Origin of the sequence: Mesomycoplasma ovipneumoniae, assembly GCF_038095995.1 — a bacterium.
Classification (GTDB): domain Bacteria; phylum Bacillota_I; class Bacilli_A; order Mycoplasmatales; family Metamycoplasmataceae; genus Mesomycoplasma; species Mesomycoplasma ovipneumoniae_F.
On the sequence record NZ_CP146005.1, the window covers coordinates 782,002 to 806,963 of the forward strand.

A 24,962-nucleotide genomic window follows, 5' to 3' on the forward strand; every position below is an offset into this window, starting at 1 on the left:
GCATTTGTTTGAAATAATTACTTACTTAATTTTTTATTTCCCTTATTCATATGTTTGTAGTTTTTTACAAAAAATGTTCCGTTTTTATTTAACAAAAAAAGTGAAACAAAAATTAGGTCTACTAAACCCAGAAAATAAATTCGATTTTTTAACTAACTTTGATTATGATAAATATTATAAATTTGCGTGTCAAAGAAAACTTTATGATCGCTATGTTGAACAGCAAAATTGGTATAAACCTGATCAAAATGTTGAAAATATTATTAAGTCAATAAACAATTATAACTGACACCAAGGCTATGTAGCGAGATATTATTGCCATATAATCTTACAAATTTTTTTGTTTAATTCCGAAAGTTCAGAATTAAAAATCAATCAAAAAAACTGAAAATATTTTTTAATAATCTATTTTATTTTTACAACACTACATTTCATATTTTCATGATACTCTATATGACTATTTTGGGGATATTTTCTTTGAAGCAAGCCAAATACTGAAGATCTTTATAAACAACTTTTTGAAAGTGGAGTCGTTTTTCTTATAGCATTAATGTTTGCTGGGATGGGGTTTACTTTTATACCTCAACTTTTTTATTATCCAAAGACGTGAGTAACATATCGACTATTTGAAAGTTAAAAATTACTTTAAGTGAATTTTAAGCGGCTTAAAAACGAAAATTATAAATAAATCAATATAGTTTTTTAGGCTTTTTATATAAATTAGTGCTACTTTATTCAAGGAAATTTAAAATGAACTTTTGGTCAAGAACTGAAAAATTTCTAAATCTTAAAATACCAAAAAAATTTTCAATAATCCCGATTTTGTCTAATCTTGTGTATTTTTGACTTTTTTATTATTTAGTTTATCGGTTAAACCCTAACAAGAAAAGAAGACATTATTTTTTTCTTGTTTTACTTTACTTAATAAGCTACCCCTTTCCTTTTTTTGTACTTGTTTCTGTACTGAGTTTAAGTCATAATGGTGACTTTTTAAGAGTTTTTTATTTGAAAATTTTTAACAAGTATTTTTTAATGCATTTGTTTGAAATAATTACTTACTTAATTTTTTATTTCCCTTATTCATATGTTTGTAGTTTTTTACAAAAAATGTTCCGTTTTTATTTAACAAAAAAAGTGAAACAAAAATTAGGTCTACTAAACCCAGAAAATAAATTCGATTTTTTAACTAACTTTGATTATGATAAATATTATAAATTTGCGTGTCAAAGAAAACTTTATGATCGCTATGTTGAACAGCAAAATTGGTATAAACCTGATCAAAATGTTGAAAATATTATTAAGTCAATAAACAATTATAACTGACACCAAGGCTATGTAGCGAGATATTATTGCCATATAATCTTACAAATTTTTTTGTTTAATTCCGAAAGTTCAGAATTAAAAATCAATCAAAAAAACTGAAAATATTTTTTAATAATCTATTTTATTTTTACAACACTACATTTCATATTTTCATGATACTCTATATGACTATTTTGGGGATATTTTCTTTGAAGCAAGCCAAATACTGAAGATCTTTATAAACAACTTTTTGAAAGTGGAGTCGTTTTTCTTATAGCATTAATGTTTGCTGGGATGGGGTTTACTTTTATACCTCAACTTTTTTATTATCCAAAGACGTGAGTAACATATCGACTATTTGAAAGTTAAAAATTACTTTAAGTGAATTTTAAGCGGCTTAAAAACGAAAATTATAAATAAATCAATATAGTTTTTTAGGCTTTTTATATAAATTAGTGCTACTTTATTCAAGGAAATTTAAAATGAACTTTTGGTCAAGAACTGAAAAATTTCTAAATCTTAAAATACCAAAAAAATTTTCAATAATCCCGATTTTATCTAATCTTGTGTATTTTTGACTTTTTTATTATTTAGTCTTTCGAATGAACGGGTGTGTTCATAATCTTGTGTTTTAAATTTTTATGGATTTTTCAAATAGAAATGTAATCTAATTTAATTTTACATTATTTAACCGATTAGGGAAAATAATTTCTAATTGTTTTTTAATCATGAATCAATTTCTTACCTTTTGTCATTTTGTAGATGCGTTTTGGAGAGTTAAATAAGTTATTTTTGAAAGGTAATTTACACTTTGAATTCCGCCTTTTGTTTTTGTATTTTTCCTAATTATTCTATTCATTGACTCAATTAAATTTGTCGTATAAATTGCTTGCCTCAATTCATATGGATATTTAAAAAATGTCGTTAGTTCAACGAAATTTGTATACCAAGACTTGATAATTGAAGGATATTTTTGGCCTCATTTTTCCGCAAATTTATCAAGATTTTGCATTGCAAATTCTTGATTAGCCGCTTGATAAATCTTTTTCATATCAAGGACAAACTCTTTTTTGTCTTTGTTAGAAACTTTTAAAAGCGAGTTTCTAATTTGGTGAACAACACATTTTTGAACATCTGTTTGCGGGAAAACCGCTTCAATTGCTTGACTAATTCCGCTTAGATTATCGCAAGAAATTATTAGAACATCTTCCAGCCCGCGAGTTTTTAGTTCGTTAAAAACATCAAGTCAATTACTTGCTGATTCGGTATTTTTAATCCAAAATCCCAGTGCTTTTTTATTTCCGTCCCAATCAATTGCAAGAATAAGATAAAGTGATTTTTTGACAAAAACACCGTTTTCTTTAACATTAAAAAACATCCCATCAATGTACAAAATTGGATAGGAATTCTCAATTTTTCGCGATTTTCACTTTTCAATTTCAGGCAATAATTTGTCAGTAACTGAAGAAATTCAGGCATTACTTATTTCTTTTTTATAGATACTTTTTATTGTGTTAACAATATTTTCATATGACATTCCTGATGCAAAAAGTGAAAACACTTGCTCTTCGATATCGCCTAAATTTGTTTCGTATTTACCGAGTAATTTGTTCTCAAAAGTGCCATTTCGATCTCTTGGTATTTTTAGACGAAAACTATTATGATTATAATTCACAGTTTTGTCCGAAAATCCGTTTCGCTTATTTGGCCTATGCACGCCTTTTTTGCTTCGGTTACTTTTTTCATAGCCTAAATGTTGGCTTAATTCCGCCCTTAAGAGCGCCTCAGTAAAAGTTTTAAACATATGCGAAATTTCGTTGTGAAAATCTTCTTTTTTTATTTTTTTATAATCAGCGTATTTGTCAACAAGTTTTTTAGCTTCTAACTCAAATGGGGATAATGTTTTTTGCTGTTTTTTCATATTTTGGTCCTTCATAATAAATTTTATCAAAATAAATTTACTTTAAAAACACAAAATATTTAACATTACCGAATGAACCCCAACAAGAAAAGAAGACATTATTTTTTTCTTGTTTTACTTTGCTTAATAAGCTACCCGTTTCCTTTTTTTGTACTTGTTTCAGTGCTGAGTTTAAGTCATAATGGTGATTTTTTAAGATTTTTTTATTTGAAAATTTTTAACCTGTATTTTTTAATGCATCTGTTTGAAATAATTACCTACTTAATTTTTTATATTCCATACACGTATTTTTGTGGCTTTTTACAAAAAATATTCAGTTTTTACTTAACAAAAAAAGTGAAACAAAAATTAGGCCAACTGAATCCAGAAAATAAATTCGACTTTTTAACTAACTTTGATTATGATAAATATTATAAATTTGCATGTAAAAGAGAACTTTATTCACGTTACTTTGAACAGCAAAATTGATATAATCCTGATCAAAATGTTGAAAATATTATTAAGTCAATAAAGAATTCCAACTGATACACCGAAGGCTATGTAGCCAGATATTATTGCCATATAATCTTGCAAATTTTTTTGTTTAATTCTGAAAATTCAGAATTAAAAATCAATCAAAAAAAGTGAAAATATTTTTTAATAATCTATTTTATTTTTACAACACTACATTTCATATTTTCATGATACTCTATATGACTGTTTTTTGGATATAGTCTTTGAAGCAAATCAAATGCCGAGGATCTTTATAAAGAACTTTTTGAAAGTACTCTCGTTTTTGTTATACCATTAATGTTTCTTGTGACGGGGTTTACTTTTATTCCTAGACTTTTTTATCATCCAAAGACGTGAGTAACATATTGACTATTTGAAAGTTAAAAATTACTTTAATTGAATTTTAAGCTGCTTAAAAAAGCAAATTACAAATAAATCAATATAGTTTTTAGACTTTTTATAAAAATTAGCACTACTTTATTCAAGGAAATTTAAAATGCATTTTTGATCAACAGTTGAAAAATTTCTAAATCTTAAAATACCAAAAAAATTCTCAAAAATGCCGTTTTTGACTAATGCTTTGTATTTTAGACTTTTTTCATTTTTAGTTTTTAAATTTAATCCTAATAAGCAAAAAAAGCATTATTTTTTACTTGCATTACTTTACTTGATAAGTTTTTCGCCACCTTTTTTTGCAGTTGTTTTAGCATTAATTTTAAGTCCTAATATTGATTTTTTAAGGGCGCCATACCTTAAAATTTTTAATAATTATTTGATTACACTAGCTTTTGAAATAAGCACTTATTTAATTTTTTATATTCCATACACGTATTTTTGTAGGTTTTTGCAAAAAGTATTCCATTTTTATTTAGCAAAAAAAGTAAAACAAAAATTAGGCAGACTAAATCCGAAAAATAAATTTGATTTTTTAACTGACCTTGATTATAATAAGTATTATGAATTTGCTGTAGGGCGTGTAACTTACTTTAGATCTGGGGTAAGTAAAACTGATAAAAATGATCCTAACAAAATTATAAAAAATATTCTCGCAACATTTGAAAGTAGAGTTAACATATTTATTCCTGGTAGAATTTTTTCTAGATATTATGCTCAAATAGTTTTGCAAGTTTTTTTATTTAATAGTCAACATCAAACATTAAAAATTGATGAAAAATACTGAAAAGTTTTTCTTTTTATCCATTTTATATACTTTTTTATTGATTATGGTTTACTTTTATTCATATTTTGATTAGGTGTTGAATTTTTTAGAGCCACTATAATAGTTGATCTTGAATTTAATAGATTTTTATTGTTTTCTTCTTTCCCCCACATTGTTCAACTTGCTTTTTTTATAATTGTATATTCTATAAAACCTTTGGGCTATGATGCCATTTTCAAAAGTATGAGTTAATGATTCTAAAAACATGGTGATAAATTAGTCTTTTTTATTATTTTTAGTTTAGATTTATAATACTTAAAATTCCTAAATCATTAGAGATTTTAATTATTTTTTATTAAACTTGTGATTGGCTCTTGACAAATTTAGAAGGTTTCTTATTTTCCCGAGTTTCCCAGTTTGATGAGATAATCTTAAAAAAGTGTCCGGTTTTTCGGCGTTTTTAATTAAAAAAGCAAAATTATGAATTTTTAAACTACTTTTTTAGTTAAAACACTAACAAAAATCATAAAAAATACAACTGCTATTTAAACTCAACGTAAATAGAAAACTCGTTTTTACTTACATCGAGCCTAAAAAAATATATGAAGTTTTGAAAGAACAATAATTAAAAGCCATAAATTTATAGATTTCTAAACGGGTAAATTTAAGGCATTCCATCATATTTAAAAATATAATGGAAAATTCGCATTTTCTGATTTTTCTATGCAAAAAACATAACTAATTCCCCCTTAATTCAATATTAAAATTTATTAATTATTCTTAGTGATGTTTATTATAACAGAAATTTTTTCTAGACCAAGCATTTTTTTTTTTTTTACAAAAGGTTAATTTTAAATTAATAAAAATTAAGATTTTAGGTCAAAAAAACGGATTTACGGGTGTTTTTACATATTTATACCCTATAAAAGGTGAATTTTTGCAATCAAACTTGCAAACTCAGGATTAGCAAAATGAATTTTATCTTTCTAAATAATTCTTGTACAATTCAAAAAAAGTAAAAAAGTAAAAAAGTAAACTAAAAATGCTAAAAAAGTTAAAAAAATACCGTAAATAATGTATAATAAATAAAATAATCAAATTTTCTCTATAATTTATTTGATTTATCGAAAAAATTGCAACTCTAATTAAAAAAATAATCTAAATGATAAAATGATGATCACAATTAATGGTCTTGAAGCATTTCATTTTTTTAATATTAAAAAATAAAAAAAGATATTTATAATCAAGGAACTTATGGAAAATACTAAAGACATTTTAACAGAGAGAGAGAGAGAGAGAGAGAGCAAGGCGAACTTGCTCTTCAATTAGAGTTTTATAAAACATATCTTCCAAGAGTTGATAAAAATCTTTCAATTGATCAAATCCAAAATTATTATACCGACGGAATTATTAACGGAAATATTCTGGAATTTAAGGTAAAAATTAATAATTTAAATGCAGTTTTATTTCAGACAATAAAATATTTATCAAGAATGAGAATTAAAGGAATTCCGGTTCCTAAAAATATTCTTTTAATTTCATTTAGTACATTTAGTAAAAAACAAGCATATATTTATAATTCCAGCGACTTTTTAGACCACATTGAAAAAGTCTATATCGGTGCTGCAAGCATTAATAATTCTGACTTCCATACAGATAAACAACCAAAAAAATTAAACCTAAATTCAGCAGCAGATCAAGAAGAATTAATAGCTCTGCTCAAAGAAAAGCATTACACAAAAATAAATATCGATGAAAACTGTATTGTCGGCTGGGCTAATAAATTTTTTAGCGAAAATCCCGGAAAAACTAAACAAGATTTTATCGGCGATAATACCGGAAAAACTAGAACTCTAGGTGAAATTCGTGATCCTAATATTTTTGCTAAATATATAAATCCTTATAAAAAAGATTCAAATGTTCGCTTTGAATATTTAATGGATCAACTAAACACAAAAATTCAGCAAAAAAATTTAGGAGCTTTTTATACGCCAAAGCCTTATGTAATTAAAGCTTATAAACTGCTCAGGGCGGCAATTTCGGAAGTTCCTGAAGGGAATGACTATATAATTTTAGACCGCTGTGCTGGGACAGGGAATTTAGAAAAATGACTAACAGACGAGGAATTATCTCATGTTATTGTCTCAACTTACGAGTATTATGAATATAAAGTTTTAGTTGAACTACTGGGAGACAAAGTAAGACATATTATCCCTCCAATTGAAAATGATAACACTTTTCAGCAAGGTTTTGTAAATGGAGCTAATGCACTTAGTGAAGAATATATTAAAAATGAAACGCTACTAAAATATATTAATGACCCAAAATGTTCAATAATTGTTTTTGAAAATCCGCCTTATGTTGAACCCACCTCAATGGAACAACAAAAACTTAAAACAGCAAAAGAATCCCGTGAAAGTTGAAAAAACTATTATGTGGTTCAGAAAATCAAAGAAGAAAGCAAACTCAAAGGTAGTGAATTTAATGAACTTGCAAATTATTTTATTTTATCAGCATTTGAATATTACATTCGCCAAAAAGGTGATGCTCTTGTTGTCTTTAGTCCGGTAAAATATTTTAAATGACAAAATGCTGTTAGTCGAAAAATTGGTGGTGGTTTTGGTTTTAACAGAAAACATTTTCACGCAGGGCAAGATTTTGTCTCTTGTATTTGGTGAAAATTTGAAAAAGAAGAATTTGATCAAATCGAAGTTGAAGTTTTTGACATTGATACAATAACTGATGAACTTATTTATATTAATAAAGCAAAAATAAAAAAAGTTCATACCTTACTTAGCAAAAGTGTTTATAAATACAAAAAAGCAGATCCCCAAAGAGTAGACCCGGATTTAGGACTTGCATGTGATTATAATGGACTTTTTACAAAAAAATCAGGAAAAAGTTTAAGAGGATTGCCAAGAAATTTAGATGATTCAAATTTTATCGGGTATATTCAAACAAAAAGTTTTTCACTTCATTTTGGATCAAGCGCTTTAATACGAGCTAAAAGTTACGATGAAAATGGATTTTGAATTAACAAAAATAATTTTCTTGTCGGTCTGCTTGCTTTTAGTAGTGCTATTTATAAAACAATTGATAATGATTGAGCAAAAAATTATCTAGCAAAAACTGGCGATGGCTTTAGTCGTTTTTTATCAGATCTTGAGACCCGTGCAGAACTAAAACAATTTTTACTTAAAAATTTATTTTTTGTTTCCTTAACAAATTGAAATCACATTCGAAGTCTTGAGGATCCCAGAAATAAAGACAAAATTTATTTAAACGAATTAAGCCTTGATAATTTAGATCAAAAGCCAACATTAGCTCTAAATACATTAAAAAATTATAAGCGCACTGATGAGGAATCAGAAATTGAAAATTTGTGGTTTAGGATTCTTGACTCGGCAAGCAAAACTAGCAATTATCGGTCTGATTTTAAATATGGCTTATACCAAATTATTGAAGAACTAAACACAAAAACACTAATAGGCAGCGCAAAATCAAATAAATATATTTATGACTATCCTGAATTAAACGGAAATATCGAGGCTATCAAACAAAAGCTTAAAAAATATTATCTTGAAAAAATTGCTCCTATTTTATTTGAATATGAATTTTTAAAATAGTTATTTCTTTAAAAATAAGTATAAATTTTTAGTACACTAAAATTTAAGGAATTTTATTTTGAGCTAGAATTATAAAAATTAGAAGAAAATCACAAATTTTAATAGGTCAAAAATTAGAACAAAAAATAATTTTTTTGGTTTTGCACTTAAATTTTGCTGCTCAATTATAAAAAAACCTCCTTTTTACGAGGCTTTTTTATAATTAAAATTTTTGATTAGATATATTCAGATCTAAATTTTTCAAAAAGTTTATTATATTCTTCTTCAGTTTGAGGCGTGTCAAATAAAACAAAACCTTTAAAGGTGATTCCGGTTTCAGATCTTGAAAGTGATAGTTTGTCTAATTGTTCGTCAATGTGTTTTTGACGTTCTGATTTAGTGGTTCCAAAAGTAAAACCTTTTTCAAAATTTATTTTTGCACCATTTGGTATTTCACGACTTCAAGTAAATCTCGGTTTTTTAGCATCATCAGATTCACTAGAATAAAACTTAATGTTCATAACTAATTTATTGTCAGCTTTTTTTTGAACATCCACACCTAAAATAATAGTGGATTCAGAATTATTAAGAAAATCTTGAAAATCTGAGTGAGGATTTTTTGGTTGGAATGCCACTCCAGTTTTATTACCTTCTTTAAAAACTATAATTACACCGTTATATGTTGTTTGAAATCCTTCTTTATTGGGATCAGAAGCTTTAGACGGTGGCTTAGGGACAAAATCAGCACCAATTTCAAAAACATCGTCCAGATAGCGATCCTGTTCAATAAGTAAGTTAAAATCATTTTCTTGTTCACCTGTTTTTAATAAAAAATATTGGAGAAATTTTATTTTTGGCATTTTAGTTGGTTTAAAAGCATAAAAGAAGGAAGTGCCGTCTTCTAATTTTAGATCTGTGTTGTTATTTACAGTTTTATCCAAGGAAATTCCACCTTCGGCTAAATAAATACCTCGTTCTTGTTCATCAATATGGACTTTTTCTTTTGATATTTTTGAAGGTGCTTCATTTGCCTTAAATCTAAAATTCGGATTATTAACGGCTGAAATTGATTTTACAACTTGCTGTTTTTGACCATCTTCTAAAGATTGTTCTTCTGTTTCAATATTAGTTTTTCAATCTAAAAATAGGTGAGTTTTGACAGTATCAGAAAAAGATTTATAAAGTTTATTTTCTTCATTTACATTATCAAGTTCAATTGTTAGATTTCTTTCAACTCCATTAGGGGTTTTAATCTTAAGATTAATTTCATAAGTTTCATCTTTATAATCTCTAGAAAAATAAATAGAAGTGTCTTCAGGAAGATCAGATTTTTCAAGATTTTCAAGAAGTTTTCTTAGGTAATCGCCTAATAAAGATTGTTGAGTTGGGGAGGTAGTTGGGCTTGGAGCTGGGGCTGGAGGAGTTGACTCTGAACTTGTGGAAGAATCTGAACCTGATTCTGATGTTTCTTGGAATAAGGTCGGTAAAGCACTAACATTTGCGGGAACAGCCACAGAAGTATCTGAACCATTAGAGGTCTGATCAGTGGTCTCTTCAGTGCTTGAGACTATTGGAGTTTTAGTAACTTTATTACTTTTTGTTGCAAAAAAATTAAGAGCCTCGAAAAAAGGGGCTAGTTGGGTTGTTATATTTTTTATATCGTAAGGTTTATTTAAAAAAGGTTGGATTTTATCATCAATTGTTGAAGCAAAGACTGTAATTGGCAAGTCTTTCTTGATTTCAAAACTTAAGTTGTCAATATCTTGTGACCCTTGCTGATCAAAACTCTCAATTGCATTTTTAAAATATGCGCCATAAATTTCTTCGGCAGCATCAAATTCTAGTTCAAAATTGAAAGTATAAGTATTATCTTCACCAAGATTTAGACCTAAAGGAAGTAAAGTTCCATCACTAAAATTACCTTCAATATTTAGCCCAACATTGACAATATTAGAATTTTTAGGATTATTTTTGTTTTCTTTTACTGAAAAAGTGACACTTTTTGGGCTAAAATTAGGGATTAAATTTTTAATTTCTTCGAGAAATGTTTTATTTTGATTTTCACTTGAATTTGAAGTAAATCAAGAATTAAACTGTTCAAGATCTAAATTTTGAGGGTTTTGGGCAAAATATTCTGATACACTAAGCTTATTTTGTGCTAAATGTTTAGAAATTGCTGAGTTAAATTTATAATTTTTTTTAAAAATTTTTAATAATTCAGAAGATTTTTTTTGGTCGGTTTTCTTAGGTATATCGACAAAGTTAAGTGTTAATTTGCTACTTTTTTGTGTTTTTTTATCAACTAAACTTAATGCTAAGTCAATTTTATTATTAACATCATCAATATTTGTAAAATTTAATTTTTCTTGTTGCAATTCAGGTTTTATTTCAAAATTGGAAGGAAAAACAAAAACCGGTTCAGAATTTATACTAAAAGAAATTCCACCAAATTTAGAAAATGTTGCAAACAGTGCTGAACTTGAATTTTTTGTTTTTTCAAAATTTTCCTTAAATTCATTATAAAACAAAATTGCAATTTCGGTCGCAGTTTTTCCTTCTAAAAATTGTTGATTTAGAAGACTAATTGATGCGCTTAAATTTTGGGCTGAAAAATTCAAGGATTTATCTTGATCTGAAAAATCTAAGTCAAAACTTGCTGTATAATTTATACTTTTACTCGAATTTGAAATATTAACGGCAAGGTTTTTTATTTTATTTGACTCAATTTTTACTTCTGATTGGCTCTTTGGAACAACCAATCTGAAATTGAAATCTGGATATTTTTGACTAATTTGGCTAAAATCAATTGCATTATTTAAGTCAAAATTATATGCAGTATCAAAATGCAAATTTAGCGCATCAGAAGCACTTAATTTTTTAGCAAATTTTGACTTTAGTTTTAAATTAGCAACTAAGCTATCAAATTCAGTAGTGTTAAATTCGGAATTAACATTTAGATTTGTAGCATTAGCTAGTTTTTCGTCAAATTCCGATAATTTTGAATTATAATTTTTTGACTGTAAGGAGATTAAATACGGAACACTGGCAGAAATACTAACGACCGAGCTAACTCCAATAATTGCAAAAATTATATGATTTAATTTAAGTTTTTTCATAATAATTCCCTTTATAAGCTTATTATTTTAATAATAGAGAGCTTGTATGCTCCATGATAATAACGCGGATAGGCTGACTTGAGAAATTTTTAGGATTTTTTTATCATAAAGATATAAAAATAAATTGTGTTGAACTGGGCTAGCCGGGTTAGTAATTTTCTCAAGTATACCGGTAGTATCAACGTCGTTAGTTTGCATTGATGTTTCTACTGTGCCTGTTGTTTGACTCGGTTTTGCTTTTTTTATTGCATAAAAGCCTAAATCTATATCTTTGTGTTCAAAGGTTAAATAACTACTAAAAGGCAGTTTTTCGACTTGTTTATCAACAGATACTGGCTCGTTTTCCTTTGATTTTGAGATGGCAACTTTGATTTGAGATTCAAAATCCTCAAAATCTTTCTTGGTTAAGAAAACAATTTGCGAATTTGGTGAAAAAGTTGAGACAATTTCATCTAATTTATCAACTTCATCACTTAAAAGTTTATTATCAGGGTTGATTTTTAGTTCAATTTCTGATTTTTTTGTTTGATAAATAACGCTAACTAGATCACCGTTTTTATCAACTGGACCAATATTGTATCAATATTTTACTTTTAAATTTTCAGTTTTTGATTTTTCTAAAGCATCAACATTTGTTAAATTAGGTTCCAGACTAAATTGAATTTTATAATTAAAATCCTTACCAAAATTACCTGTAAAAAGTTTTTGGCTCTTTTGTTTTGAATAAGCTAATGAATAAAAAGCTGCAAGAAAATCGGTAAGATTTTCAATATTATTTTTATTTTCTGTGCTTGAAAAATCAGGTTTAGTGATTTTATTTGATTGTAATTCAATCTGTTTTATAAAATATTCAGGACTAAAAGATGAATTTGTTTTCATCAAATTAAGAGTATTTTTAAGCTCATTACTAATATAAAAACCATTTTCAAGGGGTTTATTTAAATCTAAAAAACCATAGTTAAATGAAAAAAGTCAAACTGTTGGGTCACCAGCTTCATCACCAATTTGACCACGCGGTTGTTTTGTAGGCTTAATTTTAATTTCACTTAATTTTTTAAATAATTCATTACTATTAGAATTTTCTGGTCAGTTTGCTTTATCTTCTATTAATTTAAAATGTTTAAGATAATCAAACCAATATTTTGCGACAAAACTAATGTCTTGTTTTGATAAAAATGACAAAAATTGTGAAATTTTCTCATCACTATTAAAATAATTAGAAAAAATCGATGTTATTCCTTTAGAAGCTGCATCATCAACATTTGAATTTTTAACTAAATCTTCAACAGTTGGTAAATTATAACTATCAACCATTGATTTTAGTTGACTTTCATCAAATCTAAAGCCATAATAGCGAGAATTTTGAAGAACTTTCTTTAATTTATCAAAATTATTTGCCTGAATTAGTGCCAATAATTCGTCTTTTAGAATTCCTTTTTGGTTTTCTTTTCTAACAAATTCTTGGACATTTGGCACAATAGTCAAACTACTATTCTTAACTGAAGCTGCAAAATCAGGATCATTTTGAGCTAATATTTCAAAATTTTTAATACTTTGAGAAAATTTTTTTGTAGCAACAATTTTATCGTTTCTTTTATCTTTTATAACAATATCGCCATTAATTTGGGCAACAACATTGTTATCTTTAAAATCTAAATTAACCTGTTCAGTATCTAATTTTATTTGAACATCTAAAAATTTTGAAATTTGGTTAAAGTTTAAATTTTCTAGTTTATTTTGGAATCTAACTTTTGATATTAGTGGTGTTTTGACAATTTTTTCAATAAGTGAATTAAGAAAATCGGCACGATTTTCTTTGGTTGCAAAAATTTCATTATTATAATAATTTAGAAAATCTCACCCTGTAATTAAAGTCGAATTATTTTGACTAAAATTATTTATTGCAAAATAATCACTGTCAGAAAATTCGCTTAAAACAATATCATCACTAATTGACTTATCAAGGAAAGAATCACTTAAATTGAGTTGAGTTGTAAGGAAAAATTTGGAATTCTTATTAATATCAGCGGCAATTTCCTTTGAAAAATCAGAAGAAAACTGGGCAACAAAGGTTAATTTATAAACCCCTGGAGTTGCAGTTTTTACTAAATATCGATCAGTTATAATTTGATCTTTTACCAAATTTATATCATAGCGAGGTTTTTGAATGCCACTGTCAGATTCAAAGTAAAAACTTTTATTACTAAAAATTTGTGAAATTGTCTCATCAAGGTTAAAATATTTACTAATAATTTCTCTAGCTTCGGTGTCATTTTTTGCGCTATTGACTTCTTTTTGGAAATCTTCAACTGAAATTAACTTTGTCAGTTCTTTTTTAAATGAAAAATTAACCTCACTATCTGTGTAAGGTCTTAATTTCTTGAGCTGATCTTCTGAATAAGTTGAAAAATTAGAAAGCGAATAATCTGGAACATAATTATAAGCAACTTTTTGTTTAAATAAGTCAGAAATTGCTGTTTTATTGTCATCTAATTTTTGTGAAACTCGTCAGTAAACCTCAAATGTTTGCTCATTATCATCAGGTTTGATATCAAAAATTTCCAGTTTGAATGGTTTTCAATTATGATCGGTTGAAAAATTAACGGGAATGCTAGAGTTATTGGTCTGGTAAAAATCAAAAAAATCTGTTAAATCAATGTCAGTTTTTTTGGTGTTATCGTCATTTAAAAGTTTCTTTTTTAGATCTAAATAGTCTGAATTAGCATTTAAATATTTATCCTTTATACTAATGAAAGAAATTGATTTTGCTTGGTTTTGCACATCAATTCGCGGGTTTTTTAGTTCTAAATTTGCAAAAACAACTAGCGGAACGGCAATAATTGCTCCACCAGCAAGAGTGCTTAGCCCTAAAAGAAAAATATTTTTTTTAGTTAGTAGTTTTTTAGTGATTGTACTTTTCATCACCTTTCCTCCTATGTTTTCTATAAAAAATTTTAACAAAAAAAAAAAAAAAAGGAAAGAAATTCCTTAAATTACTTAATAAAGAAACTTTTTTATAATAAAATTTTTTTAAATTTTTAAAATAATTACTTTTATCATAGGCAAGAATTTGTGAGTCGAGAGCTTAAAAGCGCAAAACACTAACCAGCAAAAATCATTATTAATTAGGAAACTCGATTTTTATAAGATAATCAAAAAATAAGTTTTAAAGCACGAATTCATCCAGAATTAACTAAAAGATGAGTTATTTATTGCACTAAAAATTAACTATAAATCAAGCAAAATTTATCTTGTACTATTTGGATTTTCATAGTTATCAGGATAGGTTCCATCATGAATTTGTTGTAAAACTTGGTCTCTTAATTTAGGCTGGCCGGTAACTTTAGAAAATCGATTAGCTTCTAAATTATAATAAATCATTGTTAGCATATCATTTAATTTTACATCAGAAGATGAATATCAAGATGTGCCTCATCAATGCGTGGATTTGGCAGGATTACCTATTATTTTATCGATGAAATTTTTATAATCGTTATCTTTTGTATTGTTTGTATTAGATTGTTCACCACTTTGTAGCGATGCACGTATTACCTCAGATGCAGTATAGGAAGACAAAAGACCACCGTAAAATGCTGAGGATCGAACTCAAGATCATTGTTGAGAAATTCTTGATTCGTATGTATAAAAAAGAAGAATTAACACTAATCTATAAAGAAATCTCCCTTTTGGAGTACTCTTAAAATTTTCAATTGATATTTTTGTCTTTGCACTTTCAGAATACCATATTTTGTGAAATAACTTCGAAATTGCGTCTAATTGAGAATCTTTTCCACCAGATCCACCATTTCCACTAGATCCACTATTGCCGCTGGATCCATTTCCGCCGGATCCAAAAACTTCCTTTAGTGAAATTCCGGTGTATTTTATGTTATTTAATTCATTTAGAATTGGAGAGTTTTTATCTTTATTTGCAGAATTTCATTTTGGTGAGGTGAGGAAAAGTGTATCAAAAAATTCGGCAAATAACTGTGTCGATATTTTTTGGTCTTTTGGTGTTTTTATTGATAAATTCGTCTCATCTATCAAGTTTTGTGTTTCTGTTTGCTGAGTTTGTGGGGTAGAATCGCCAATTTTTGGTTCAATTTTGACAACTAAATCAAGATTGAGAACTTTTGAAAGGTCTAATTTATTAAATAAGGTTTCAAAAAAACTTTTTGCTTGTTGGCTAGTATCTGATTTTTTAATTTCATCAACAATTTGATCCAGAATGCCAGAAATAAGGGGATTTTCAAGACCTAAACCAATAAATTCTCTTAAAAATTTTTTTAGCGTTTCTCTTGGATTTTCAATTGTAAAACCAGAATAATCCTTATTATCTAAATTTAGCTTTAAATATGAAGCAATTACGTCAATCACTAAATCAGAAAATTTATCATTTTTTACTAAAAAATGTACCACGTATCATAAATATGATTTTAAAAACTCACTATTATTTTGTACTTCAGATTGGTTCTGACTTTGGTTGTTTTGGGTTGATGGTTTATCATTTAAAAAATTAGCCAAAAGTGAAGAGAAAGTTTTTACACCTTTAAAAACCATTGGATTTTTATTTATATAGCTCAAAAGTCTAAAAATTAAAGCTTTGTTTGCAGAATCTGGTAAAAATTCCAACAACAATTCTTTGAGTAATGGCTCAATTTCCTGTCTTTTTTCTTCTGACAAATTGCTAAACAATGAAAAACTACTTACATCACCAATAGCTAAGGAATTAATTTTATCTTTAAAAAACTTAGATTGGAAAATTTTAGTTATAACTTTTCAAAGATCATTTTTTTCAGAGTCTTGAATTTTATTATAAACTGATGCAACTTGCTTAATAAGTTCAACAATAAATTCTTCTTTTGCAATTTCAGATTCTAAAAGCAAATTTAAATCTGAAGCTGAAAAATCACCGCTAGTGAACTTGCCTAAAATTGAAATAAACTTTGTAAGTAATGCATTTTCTTTTGTATAAATTGATTCTAATTGAATTGAGTCTGATTGATTTGAAGCAGAAGTTGATGTAGGATTTTGGCCAACATTAGGTTCTGTATCACTAAAAAGTTGAGTCTTTGCTGGCGCTTCGGACAAATCCTGACTTACATTAACGGTAGCGGCTTCCGGAATCAAAAGCTCCTTTGGATCACTTTCGTTCTTGTAAAAATTATCAATATTGTTCTGTATTATTTCTTTGACTAATTTAAAAAGTGGCTGGAATTCAGTTTTTTCGAATTCAGTTTCAAATATTTTTCCTGCTAGTTTTCCAAAATTATCAATTAAAGTTTCATTTTTTTCGTCTAATTTAACAATAAATTCACCAATAATTTTATTGAAATACTGTTTTTCAAATAATGTTTTAATAAGTGAAAAATTATCTAAAGGTTTTTGGATTTTTGCTTTTGCAACTATTTTAAAGTAGGAATTAAACAAATTTTTTAGTTCTGGTGATTTTAAAAATCAATCAAAAATTGGGGTAATATTGTCAAGATAGTCTTGTGGAACATTTTTTAGACCTGCACGAATTTGCTCAGAAATTGGATCGCTACTAATAATTTCAGAAATCAAAGTTGAAATACTATTTTGAGAAATTTTGCCTTGATTTTCGCTATTATCTAGATTATTTGATTCCTCAGTTGAATAATAATTATTTGCAATATCGACACTCAAACTGTCAAATAAAGTCTCAAGAACCGGTTTTTTAGGGGTAGAATTACCTGAAATTGCATCAAATATGATTGAAATTAATGCTTTTATTATTAATGGGGAATGAGTTTTTGTTTGATCATTAAAATCTAAAGTTGAATCTCTTAATTTTGAAAAAATATCGCGAACTAAATCCAAAATTGTCTGAACTGAATTATCTGACAATTTTAAGTTATATTCTTGCAAAATTATTTTTAAAAAGTCAGAAATTGAATTTCAGGTTGAAGAATCTCCTAGAAAGAGTCTAAAAACTTCCTCAATTAGTGGAGTGTTTTCTTTGAGAAAATTTTCAACTAGTGAGTTAAAGTTTGGATGTGATTGAAATTTCTTTTCGTCAAAAAAATACTTAATAAGTTCTGAAAGTAATTTCTCAACTTCCTTTGATTCAAAAAAGTTTGTTAAAATGCTTAAAAGTGAGTTTTGGATTTTAGGTTTGCTAAAAAAACTATTTTGGTTTAATTTTTCAAGAAGTTGTTTGTGCAAAAATGATTGTCCAAAAAGATTTTTGAAAAATAAAACTAAATTGTCATCTGAAATTTTAGTTTTAAAATTAAGGCTTGCAAGGTTTTTTAAAAGTTTATAAATTGTATCTTGACTAAAAAAATTATTTAAAAAGTATGATGAAAAATTTTGAAAGGATAATGTTTCATCAAGTGAAGCCATTTTGTGAGAATATTGTGCAATTTCAACTGCTTTTTGTTGTTTTTCGGCCTCTTCAAAACGCAATTTTGCTGAATTATATTCGTCAAAATTTTCTTTAGTAAAAGCTTTGAAATTTTCTAAGGCTGACTTTACAAAGGTAAAAATTAAATTATCAGTTGGGCTTGTATTGTCTTCTTTTCAAGCTTGATATTTATCTCGAAAATCTTGAAAAATTAGCTCTATTATTGATGTAAAAGTCTCAATTGATTTTTCATTTAATCCTTGTGAGATTAATGAATTTGAAATTAAACTACTAAGATTGGTTAAAAATTCACCATTTTCTACGTTTCTGGCGATAAATTCGTAAATATTTTCCTCAAGTTTTGGCAAATTATTAGCTAAAAACTGAAAACCAAAACGATTTAAGTTGTCAATTTGCTGATATATGCTTTTATTTACTAAAAAATCATCAATGGCTTGATTTACAATGTCAGCCAGTGGTTTAAATGAATTTGAAGACAAAAAATCTTTAGCCGAATCTAAAAAGAATGAAAAACTGGCAAAATTAGGGTCTGAATCATCAATAAAATTAGTTATGTCAAATTTTGTTAAAACTGGGTAGAATTTAGTGAGTAATTTTTTTAGTGAATCAATTTGGTTTTTACTCAAATCAAAACTTAGTAGTTCGTGAAATAAATCAAGTAGATTTTTTGAATCTTTAAAAAAGGATGAGTAATTTGTATAAATTTGCTCTGAAAAAATTGAGGCAATATTTTTAGCGATATCAGTAGTTTTGATTCCTTTAATTACACCTAAGAAATTTTTGGCTGCTTGATCATTTAGTTTAGCCCAAACATTAGTGCGAACAACAACATCAGCAATTGAAACTAAAAGATTAACAATCGCATTCTGATCTGCCTCGTTCAAATTAAACTCGAAATTATCGTTAATAATTGATACTAATAATTTAACAGAGTCATGATGTTTTAGTGTTTCAGAGATAAAATTGCGAATAAAAATAACATTATCATTGTCATTGTCAGGATTTTCTAAATAAGTACGGATTATTTCGTGAAAATTTTGTGCGTTTTTATATTCGCTTGATCGAAGATGATAATCAGTAATTATTTTAGAAAATAATTTTCTTATTGAATCAAAAGTAAAGACAACTTTTAAATCTTCTTTATTTTTAAGGTCGATTTTGATAATATTATTTATTAGCAAATCTTGGATTATTGTTTGGCCAAAAATGGATGAAAAAATTAATTCTTTAATTTTTTCAGGATTTTTATCTGCAAATTCAGAAGTTACAACAGTATTTAAAACATCAATTATTTGTTTTTCGTCAAAATCAGCAAAAATATAATTAACAAGGTTAGAAATTGTTGCTTTTTCTCAGTCTTTTTTATTAGTTACATCTTGAACATAAGTCTGAAAACGTTTGATAATTTTGCTAAAAAAGCCACTTGAGTAAATTTTTTGCAAAATTTCGGAAAAAGAAGCACCTGAATTTTGATTTTCTTGTCAAAAATCAGTTAAAACTTTTTGCACGCTTGAATTATTTTGAACAGCTAACTGCATAAAACGGCTTAAAAACGCGCCAAAATTATTATTTAGTATCACGTTTATAAAATTTTCTATCGGTGATTCTGTTGATTTTTTAACATTTTGAGTGGTTAGCTTTTCAATTTCAGAGTCTTCTGAAATAAATTTTTCAGGTGAATTGTCAACTGTTAAAGCGTTAAAAATTTCTAAATTGTTACCTAAATTTAGAATTCGACGGTAATAATTAGTGTCTTTTTGGACATAATTTTCGCCCCATTGTAATTTAGTATTTGCTTCGTTTTTGAACTCGAGGTCTTGTTGAAAAGCTAATTTAAACAACAAATCCTGGGCCATTTTTTTATAACCCTTAGTTGATGGGTGGATATCTAGGTCGTTTGTACTAAATTCAGAGGTTTTTGCTTGTCAAATTGATTCATTGTATAAATCAACATAATTTACTTTTTGGCTTTTTGCGGCTTTTTTGATTGTTGAATTCAAACGTTTTATTACTGAATCAACATAATTTTCTGGAACACCGATTTCATTTGTGAGCATTTTTTCAAAAAATTTAATGATTTTTGAAGACAAAGAGTTATAGCCAACTAAAACTATTTGTAAATCAGGGTTGATTTTTCGCAAACTTTGAATTAGTAATTGTAAATTTCTGTAAATTTTTTGGTTTACAATTTCAATATTTTGGGCAAATTCAAAATTTGCCTCACCTTTTGAAGCAAGTTTTTGCATCGGCTTAGCAATTGTGCGAAAATCAATGGATTCCATTAAATCATTTGCACCTAATGAAAGAGTCAACAAATTAGAATCTTTGATTTTTTTATATAATTTTGGATAGCTATTTGAATTAAAATCACCAAAAACTTCACGAATTTGCTGTCCATATGGTGAGTCTAATTTTTTGTCTAAATGATAATTAAAATTAAAATGCGTCTTATCAGAATGTTTATAGAACTGATTTTCGGGATTAAGCAAGTAAAGTCAATCGCTAATTGTTGTTCAAGAAAGCGCCAAATTATCAAAGGATTTAAGTGCATTTGGTTTTATTTTTTGAATAAAACTGGCAAAAAAAGCAGGATATGAGAGTCCATTAATTTTGTTGTTTTCATCAATTTTTCCGCGGAGGTCAACAGAATAATCTCAATTAAAACCAGCAGAAATTGAATCGCCTATTGATAAATAGTTAATTTGATCTAAAAGTTTTTCGGTTTGCTGGTCTGAATGGGTTATTGGTATATTGATGTGCTCGGTTTTATCGCGATTTTTTATCCCAATCAAAGTAATTCCAGAAATGGCCAGAGATAAAGTACCAAAACTTAAAAATATTTTGAATGCTTTAGTAAAATCAGGTTTGGAGATATTTTTTTTCATCATTTTACCCCGCTTCTTTTTGTTATTCCAGATTTTTTTTATACAAATCGATTAGATTGGTCCAATTAGATAAGGAGCAAACTAGAAAAATTAAATTAAATTATACACTAAATTAACATAAAAAATCAGATAATTATCTTTTTTCTATATTTTATTTTAAATTGGGCTGTTATTTCTTTATAATTTGTTAATTTTTTTCAAAAAGACCCTTAATTTGTATTTCCTTTTTGTTTTGCTAGAGATTTATTTTTGCCATGGGGCTTGTCAAATTTTTTGCACATTTTACAAAGTTTTTTTGTCAATTTCTTATTGAGTTATTGTCATATAGACGTTTAAATTTGACTAAATTTGTCTGAAAAATGCAAAATTGTGATTTTTAAGCCTTTAATAAATTCAGCATTTTGATGTATTTAGTTTTTTAAACCTTAATTTATATTGTTTTATTTTGGCACACCTTTTTGGCTGTACCTGAAACTAATATACTAGTGTAATGAAAAAACTCCGCGGTTAACGGAGTTTTTTCATATGGTGGAGGTGCGGGGATTCGAACCCCGATCCAATTAAAATAATTTAGTGGAGTCGACAGTTTAAACTAAAAAATCTAATTATAAAGGTATAAAAATATAATAATTTATAAAAAAGAATTAATAATTTATAAAAAAGAATAAGAATTAAAGAATAAGTTAATAAAAAGAATAAGAATTAAGAATAAGAATAAGAATTAAAGAATAAGAATTAATAAATCAAAGGAGTTAAATAGTCCTGTATTTTAAAATGTATTTGAAAACCAAAAACAAATATTTACTAATTATTTTAGTATTTACAGGGAAAACTTAATATATTGAATTAAGGAAGATATATTATGTTATTTATATTATTGAAATAAAAAACTGATAGGTTTTATTATGAATTAAAGTGTTGCAAAATTTAATTGGGTATTCATCATTGCAAAATTAAATGTTGCATCGTCTTTAGCTTTAATTGAATCTTTTGCGTTTAGATTTACATGGTATTATGGTCTACCAAACCACTGCATCCAAAAAATTTTTTTAATTGTCAAAACCAGAGTCACCCCCATTTATGTTATAGCTATTTCAAGGTATTTATAGAAATAGCTATAACACATTATAACATATTTTTTAATTGCTATATAAAAAAAAAAAAAATAACTACATGGATAAATTGGTAGAAAAATCTCAGACAATTAGTTTTTTACCTATGATTTTGATTACACCGCTTTTGTTAATTTTTTCTAGCATGTTCATTTTAAAAATTTGGACAAATAATTTACCTCATATAATAACTTGGAGTTTTATATGATAAGCAACTTTGAGGTCTTTCATAGTTATACCAATGAATAAATGAACTTATTTTTTGATAAGCAATAGCCACATTTTCAAAATTTTGACCCTCAATATTAATTAATTCGCGTTGAAAAACTGCATAAAAATATTCAATAGGGCGGTTTGCAAGAGCATTTCCTTTTGGTGACATTGATTGTTGGATACCATTTTGCTTCAAAAAATTAGCAAATTTGTAGTTTGCATATTCCACACCATGATCTGAATGGAAAAATTTTGGTTTAATATTATACTTTTTAATTGTTTGTTTCACTAAGTTTATAGTTTCTTCTGAAAATCTTGTTTTAGAAATCGAAAAATTGAGCAAGTAATTGGATTTTGTTTCAATAATTGAGTGTAGGTAAAATCATTCGTTGTTAATTTTGATAAATTTAATATCAGCAAACCATTTTTCACCAAAATTTTCTGAGGAAAATTCACCTTTGATATGATCTTCAGTCCAAATTCGTGTAAACTTTTTCTCTTTTGGCGCCGGTTTTCCTTGCCTTTTATAAGCAATTGATTTTAATCCTAAAAATTCGTAGTGTTTTTGAAACACGTACGTGCTTACATAATTTCCCTGATTTATGTAAATATTATATAGGATGTCTCGGCCTTTTACCTTTCGATTCAAATGGAAATTTTCACGAATTCACTCAAGTAATTTTTCATCATAAATCATTTTCTTTGGTGGTTTTTTTACCCTTATTTTCTCATAAATAGAAGTGCGATTAATGTTAAAAACACTACAAATTCTAGTGGAATTTTCGATTTTGTTTTTATCTTTTTCTTGCTCTTGTTTTCGTTTTTTGAGTTCCTCAAGAACAATTGCGGGGTCAATTCCGTATCTTCTAAGAACATTCTCCATTATCTCTTGATAAACTTCACGATCATTTTCAGAAAGGTCGTTAATTGTATATTTCTTCTTTGGTTTGCGTGGAGATTTGATTTTTCCACGAGTACTAATTAAACTTTTCATATCATTATTATAAAACTTTTTTTGCCAATTTCTTATCAAATTATTAGCGTATATATGCAACATTCATTCTTTATCCGCTTTTTTACTTTTAGATTTGTTTTTGTAAATTTCTCTAAATTCTTCTGCAAAATCCAAAATTGCGTTTTTTAAGCCTCTAGATTCGGCAATTTTGATGTATTTAAATTTCTCTTCAATTGTGAATTTGTATTGTTTCATTTTGACACACCTTTTTTCGAATAAGTCTGAAATTGGTGTACTAATTTAAATAACTACATGGATTCAAAATTGGTACTAATTAATAGTTTTTAAATTATAAATTAGGGTTATTTTTATTAATTTCGTCAATTTTTTCAGCTATTTTAGTAATTTTAAATGCATCAATTTTTTGTGTTAATTTATTTAAATAGTCATCAACAATTTTATTAAGGTTCTCTTGAATTTCGCTTGCATCCTTGATAATTCTTTCTGCTAATGATCTACTTCTTTCTGCTTTAGTGTTAATTTTGTTTATTGATGCTTTTAGTGTTTTTTCTTTTCATTCATCAAACTTTTGAATGATTTTACTTGCATCTTCAAGACTTTGACTTTGAATCTCTAATTTATTTTCTTTTAGAATTATTGATTTTAAAAGCATTAAAAGCGCTAAATAAAAATGCGGACGGCAAATGAAAATTTTTTCATAATTAGGGGCAACATCAATTGTAAAGTATTTCTCAGGCTCGAGTTCTGTTACTAAAATTGCATAGCTAGCTTTTTTCTTTATACGGTCTGCCTCAATTTTTTTGAAAAAATCTTTGTTTTTTTGTTTTCCAGATTTTTCTTTTGATTCAGATTTTGCTTCTAAAATGATTTTTGTTTCAACATTGCGGCTTTGATCATTAATTGTAAAAATAAAGTCGGATTTTGTTGCTTTTTCTCCTGGTTCATCCTTAATATTTACAGTATCTTTTTTTAGTTCAACAACAACTGAATCATTGTCGTCTTTACCAAAAGGGAAAACGTCTCTATACCTTTCTAAAATTCAGTTTTCAAGATTTTCTCCTATTTGTTTTGAACTAATATTTTTATATTTATATTTATTTAATTCATCATTTAGGTCGTTTATTTCGGTATCTTTTGCCTTAAGGGAGTCTTCATATCATGTTTTTGCATCAGCAATTCTTTTTTCTTGTTCTTCAGTTATTTCTTTTCGCAATTGTTCTCGCAATTGTTTCTCAGTATCTTGCTTAAATTGCTCATTTACTTTAGATTGAGCAAGTGAAAGATCTGCTTCCTTTTTCTTAATAATGTTATCCTGGTTTTCTTCCATACCTTTAATTTTTTCTTGCAATTGTTTAATTGTCCCTTCCATTTCAGCAATTGCAACTTCTTTTTGAGTAATTTCTTCCGAATGTTTTAAACTTAAGTCTGCTTTTACCTTATCATTTTGGCCTTTTAATTTTCCAATTTCCTCTCTAAGATTTTTATTTTCCTCTTTTATTTTTTTAATTTCAAGATCATTTGCATAAATATCGTTGCGGATTTGGACAGTATATTCACTTAATTTCTTTTTTGTTTGATCGTCTATATAATTTTGAACTTCACTTACAAGGGAAAATCAATCGCCTTTTTTGGCATCCTCTAGAAGTTGGTATGTTAGTGTTTCTTTATTAATTAATTTGACTTTTATTTCATTGTTTTTCTTTATTTCCATAACAAATTAATTTTAACACATATTTAAAAATAGGCAAATTTTACAAATTGAATAAAAAAATTAAAAATGTGGTATAATTAAA

At 26.9% G+C, this 24,962-nt stretch carries 11 protein-coding genes; 5 read left to right on the top strand and 6 right to left on the bottom strand.

The annotated features are described in order from the left end of the window. Positions 1–100: 100 nt before the first annotated feature. Together V3249_RS02865 and V3249_RS02870 are read left to right on the top strand one after the other, a co-directional pair. Positions 101–637, top strand: coding sequence for a hypothetical protein (locus V3249_RS02865; RefSeq protein ID WP_313363028.1), 537 nt, complete (start codon positions 101–103; stop codon positions 635–637). A 497-nt stretch (positions 638–1,134) separates the two neighbouring features. Further along, complete coding sequence (locus V3249_RS02870) at positions 1,135–1,671, top strand: hypothetical protein (RefSeq protein ID WP_313363028.1); 537 nt, start codon at positions 1,135–1,137, stop codon at positions 1,669–1,671. A 298-nt stretch (positions 1,672–1,969) separates the two neighbouring features. Here the strand turns inward: V3249_RS02870 and V3249_RS02875 are convergent, their stop codons facing one another. Further along, complete coding sequence (locus V3249_RS02875) at positions 1,970–3,223, bottom strand: IS256 family transposase (protein ID WP_341517461.1); 1,254 nt, start codon at positions 3,221–3,223, stop codon at positions 1,970–1,972. 336 nt (positions 3,224–3,559) lie between these two features. Between V3249_RS02875 and V3249_RS02880 the strand changes: the two genes are divergently transcribed. From V3249_RS02880 to V3249_RS02890, 3 genes are all read left to right on the top strand, one after another. Then, positions 3,560–4,099 (top strand): hypothetical protein, encoded by a 540-nt coding sequence (locus V3249_RS02880; RefSeq protein ID WP_337897088.1) that lies wholly within the window; start codon positions 3,560–3,562, stop codon positions 4,097–4,099. Positions 4,100–4,211: 112 nt separating this feature from the next. Further along, positions 4,212–5,126: a hypothetical protein gene (locus tag V3249_RS02885; protein ID WP_303571771.1), complete on the top strand. Its 915-nt coding sequence runs from the start codon at positions 4,212–4,214 to the stop codon at positions 5,124–5,126. A 1,241-nt stretch (positions 5,127–6,367) separates the two neighbouring features. After that, positions 6,368–8,500: a hypothetical protein gene (locus V3249_RS02890; protein ID WP_337897089.1), complete on the top strand. Its 2,133-nt coding sequence runs from the start codon at positions 6,368–6,370 to the stop codon at positions 8,498–8,500. A 215-nt stretch (positions 8,501–8,715) separates the two neighbouring features. Here V3249_RS02890 and V3249_RS02895 read toward each other — a convergent pair whose 3' ends face one another. From V3249_RS02895 to V3249_RS02915, 5 genes are all read right to left on the bottom strand, one after another. Next, positions 8,716–11,595, bottom strand: a complete 2,880-nt coding sequence (locus V3249_RS02895) for a P110/LppT family adhesin N-terminal domain (protein WP_341517474.1) — start codon at positions 11,593–11,595, stop codon at positions 8,716–8,718. A 27-nt stretch (positions 11,596–11,622) separates the two neighbouring features. Then, the gene (locus V3249_RS02900; RefSeq protein WP_341517475.1) at positions 11,623–14,517 is read right to left on the bottom strand and encodes a P97 family adhesin; all 2,895 of its coding nucleotides are present in this window, start codon (positions 14,515–14,517) and stop codon (positions 11,623–11,625) included. A 324-nt stretch (positions 14,518–14,841) separates the two neighbouring features. After that, complete coding sequence (locus V3249_RS02905) at positions 14,842–20,868, bottom strand: SGNH/GDSL hydrolase family protein (protein WP_337896953.1); 6,027 nt, start codon at positions 20,866–20,868, stop codon at positions 14,842–14,844. Positions 20,869–22,155: 1,287 nt separating this feature from the next. Next, a complete protein-coding gene (locus tag V3249_RS02910) occupies positions 22,156–23,403 on the bottom strand; it encodes an IS3 family transposase (protein ID WP_332976865.1) in 1,248 nt (415 codons plus the stop codon). A 94-nt stretch (positions 23,404–23,497) separates the two neighbouring features. Continuing rightward, positions 23,498–24,880, bottom strand: a complete 1,383-nt coding sequence (locus V3249_RS02915; RefSeq protein WP_337897053.1) for a DUF2130 domain-containing protein — start codon at positions 24,878–24,880, stop codon at positions 23,498–23,500. Positions 24,881–24,962: the final 82 nt, after the last annotated feature.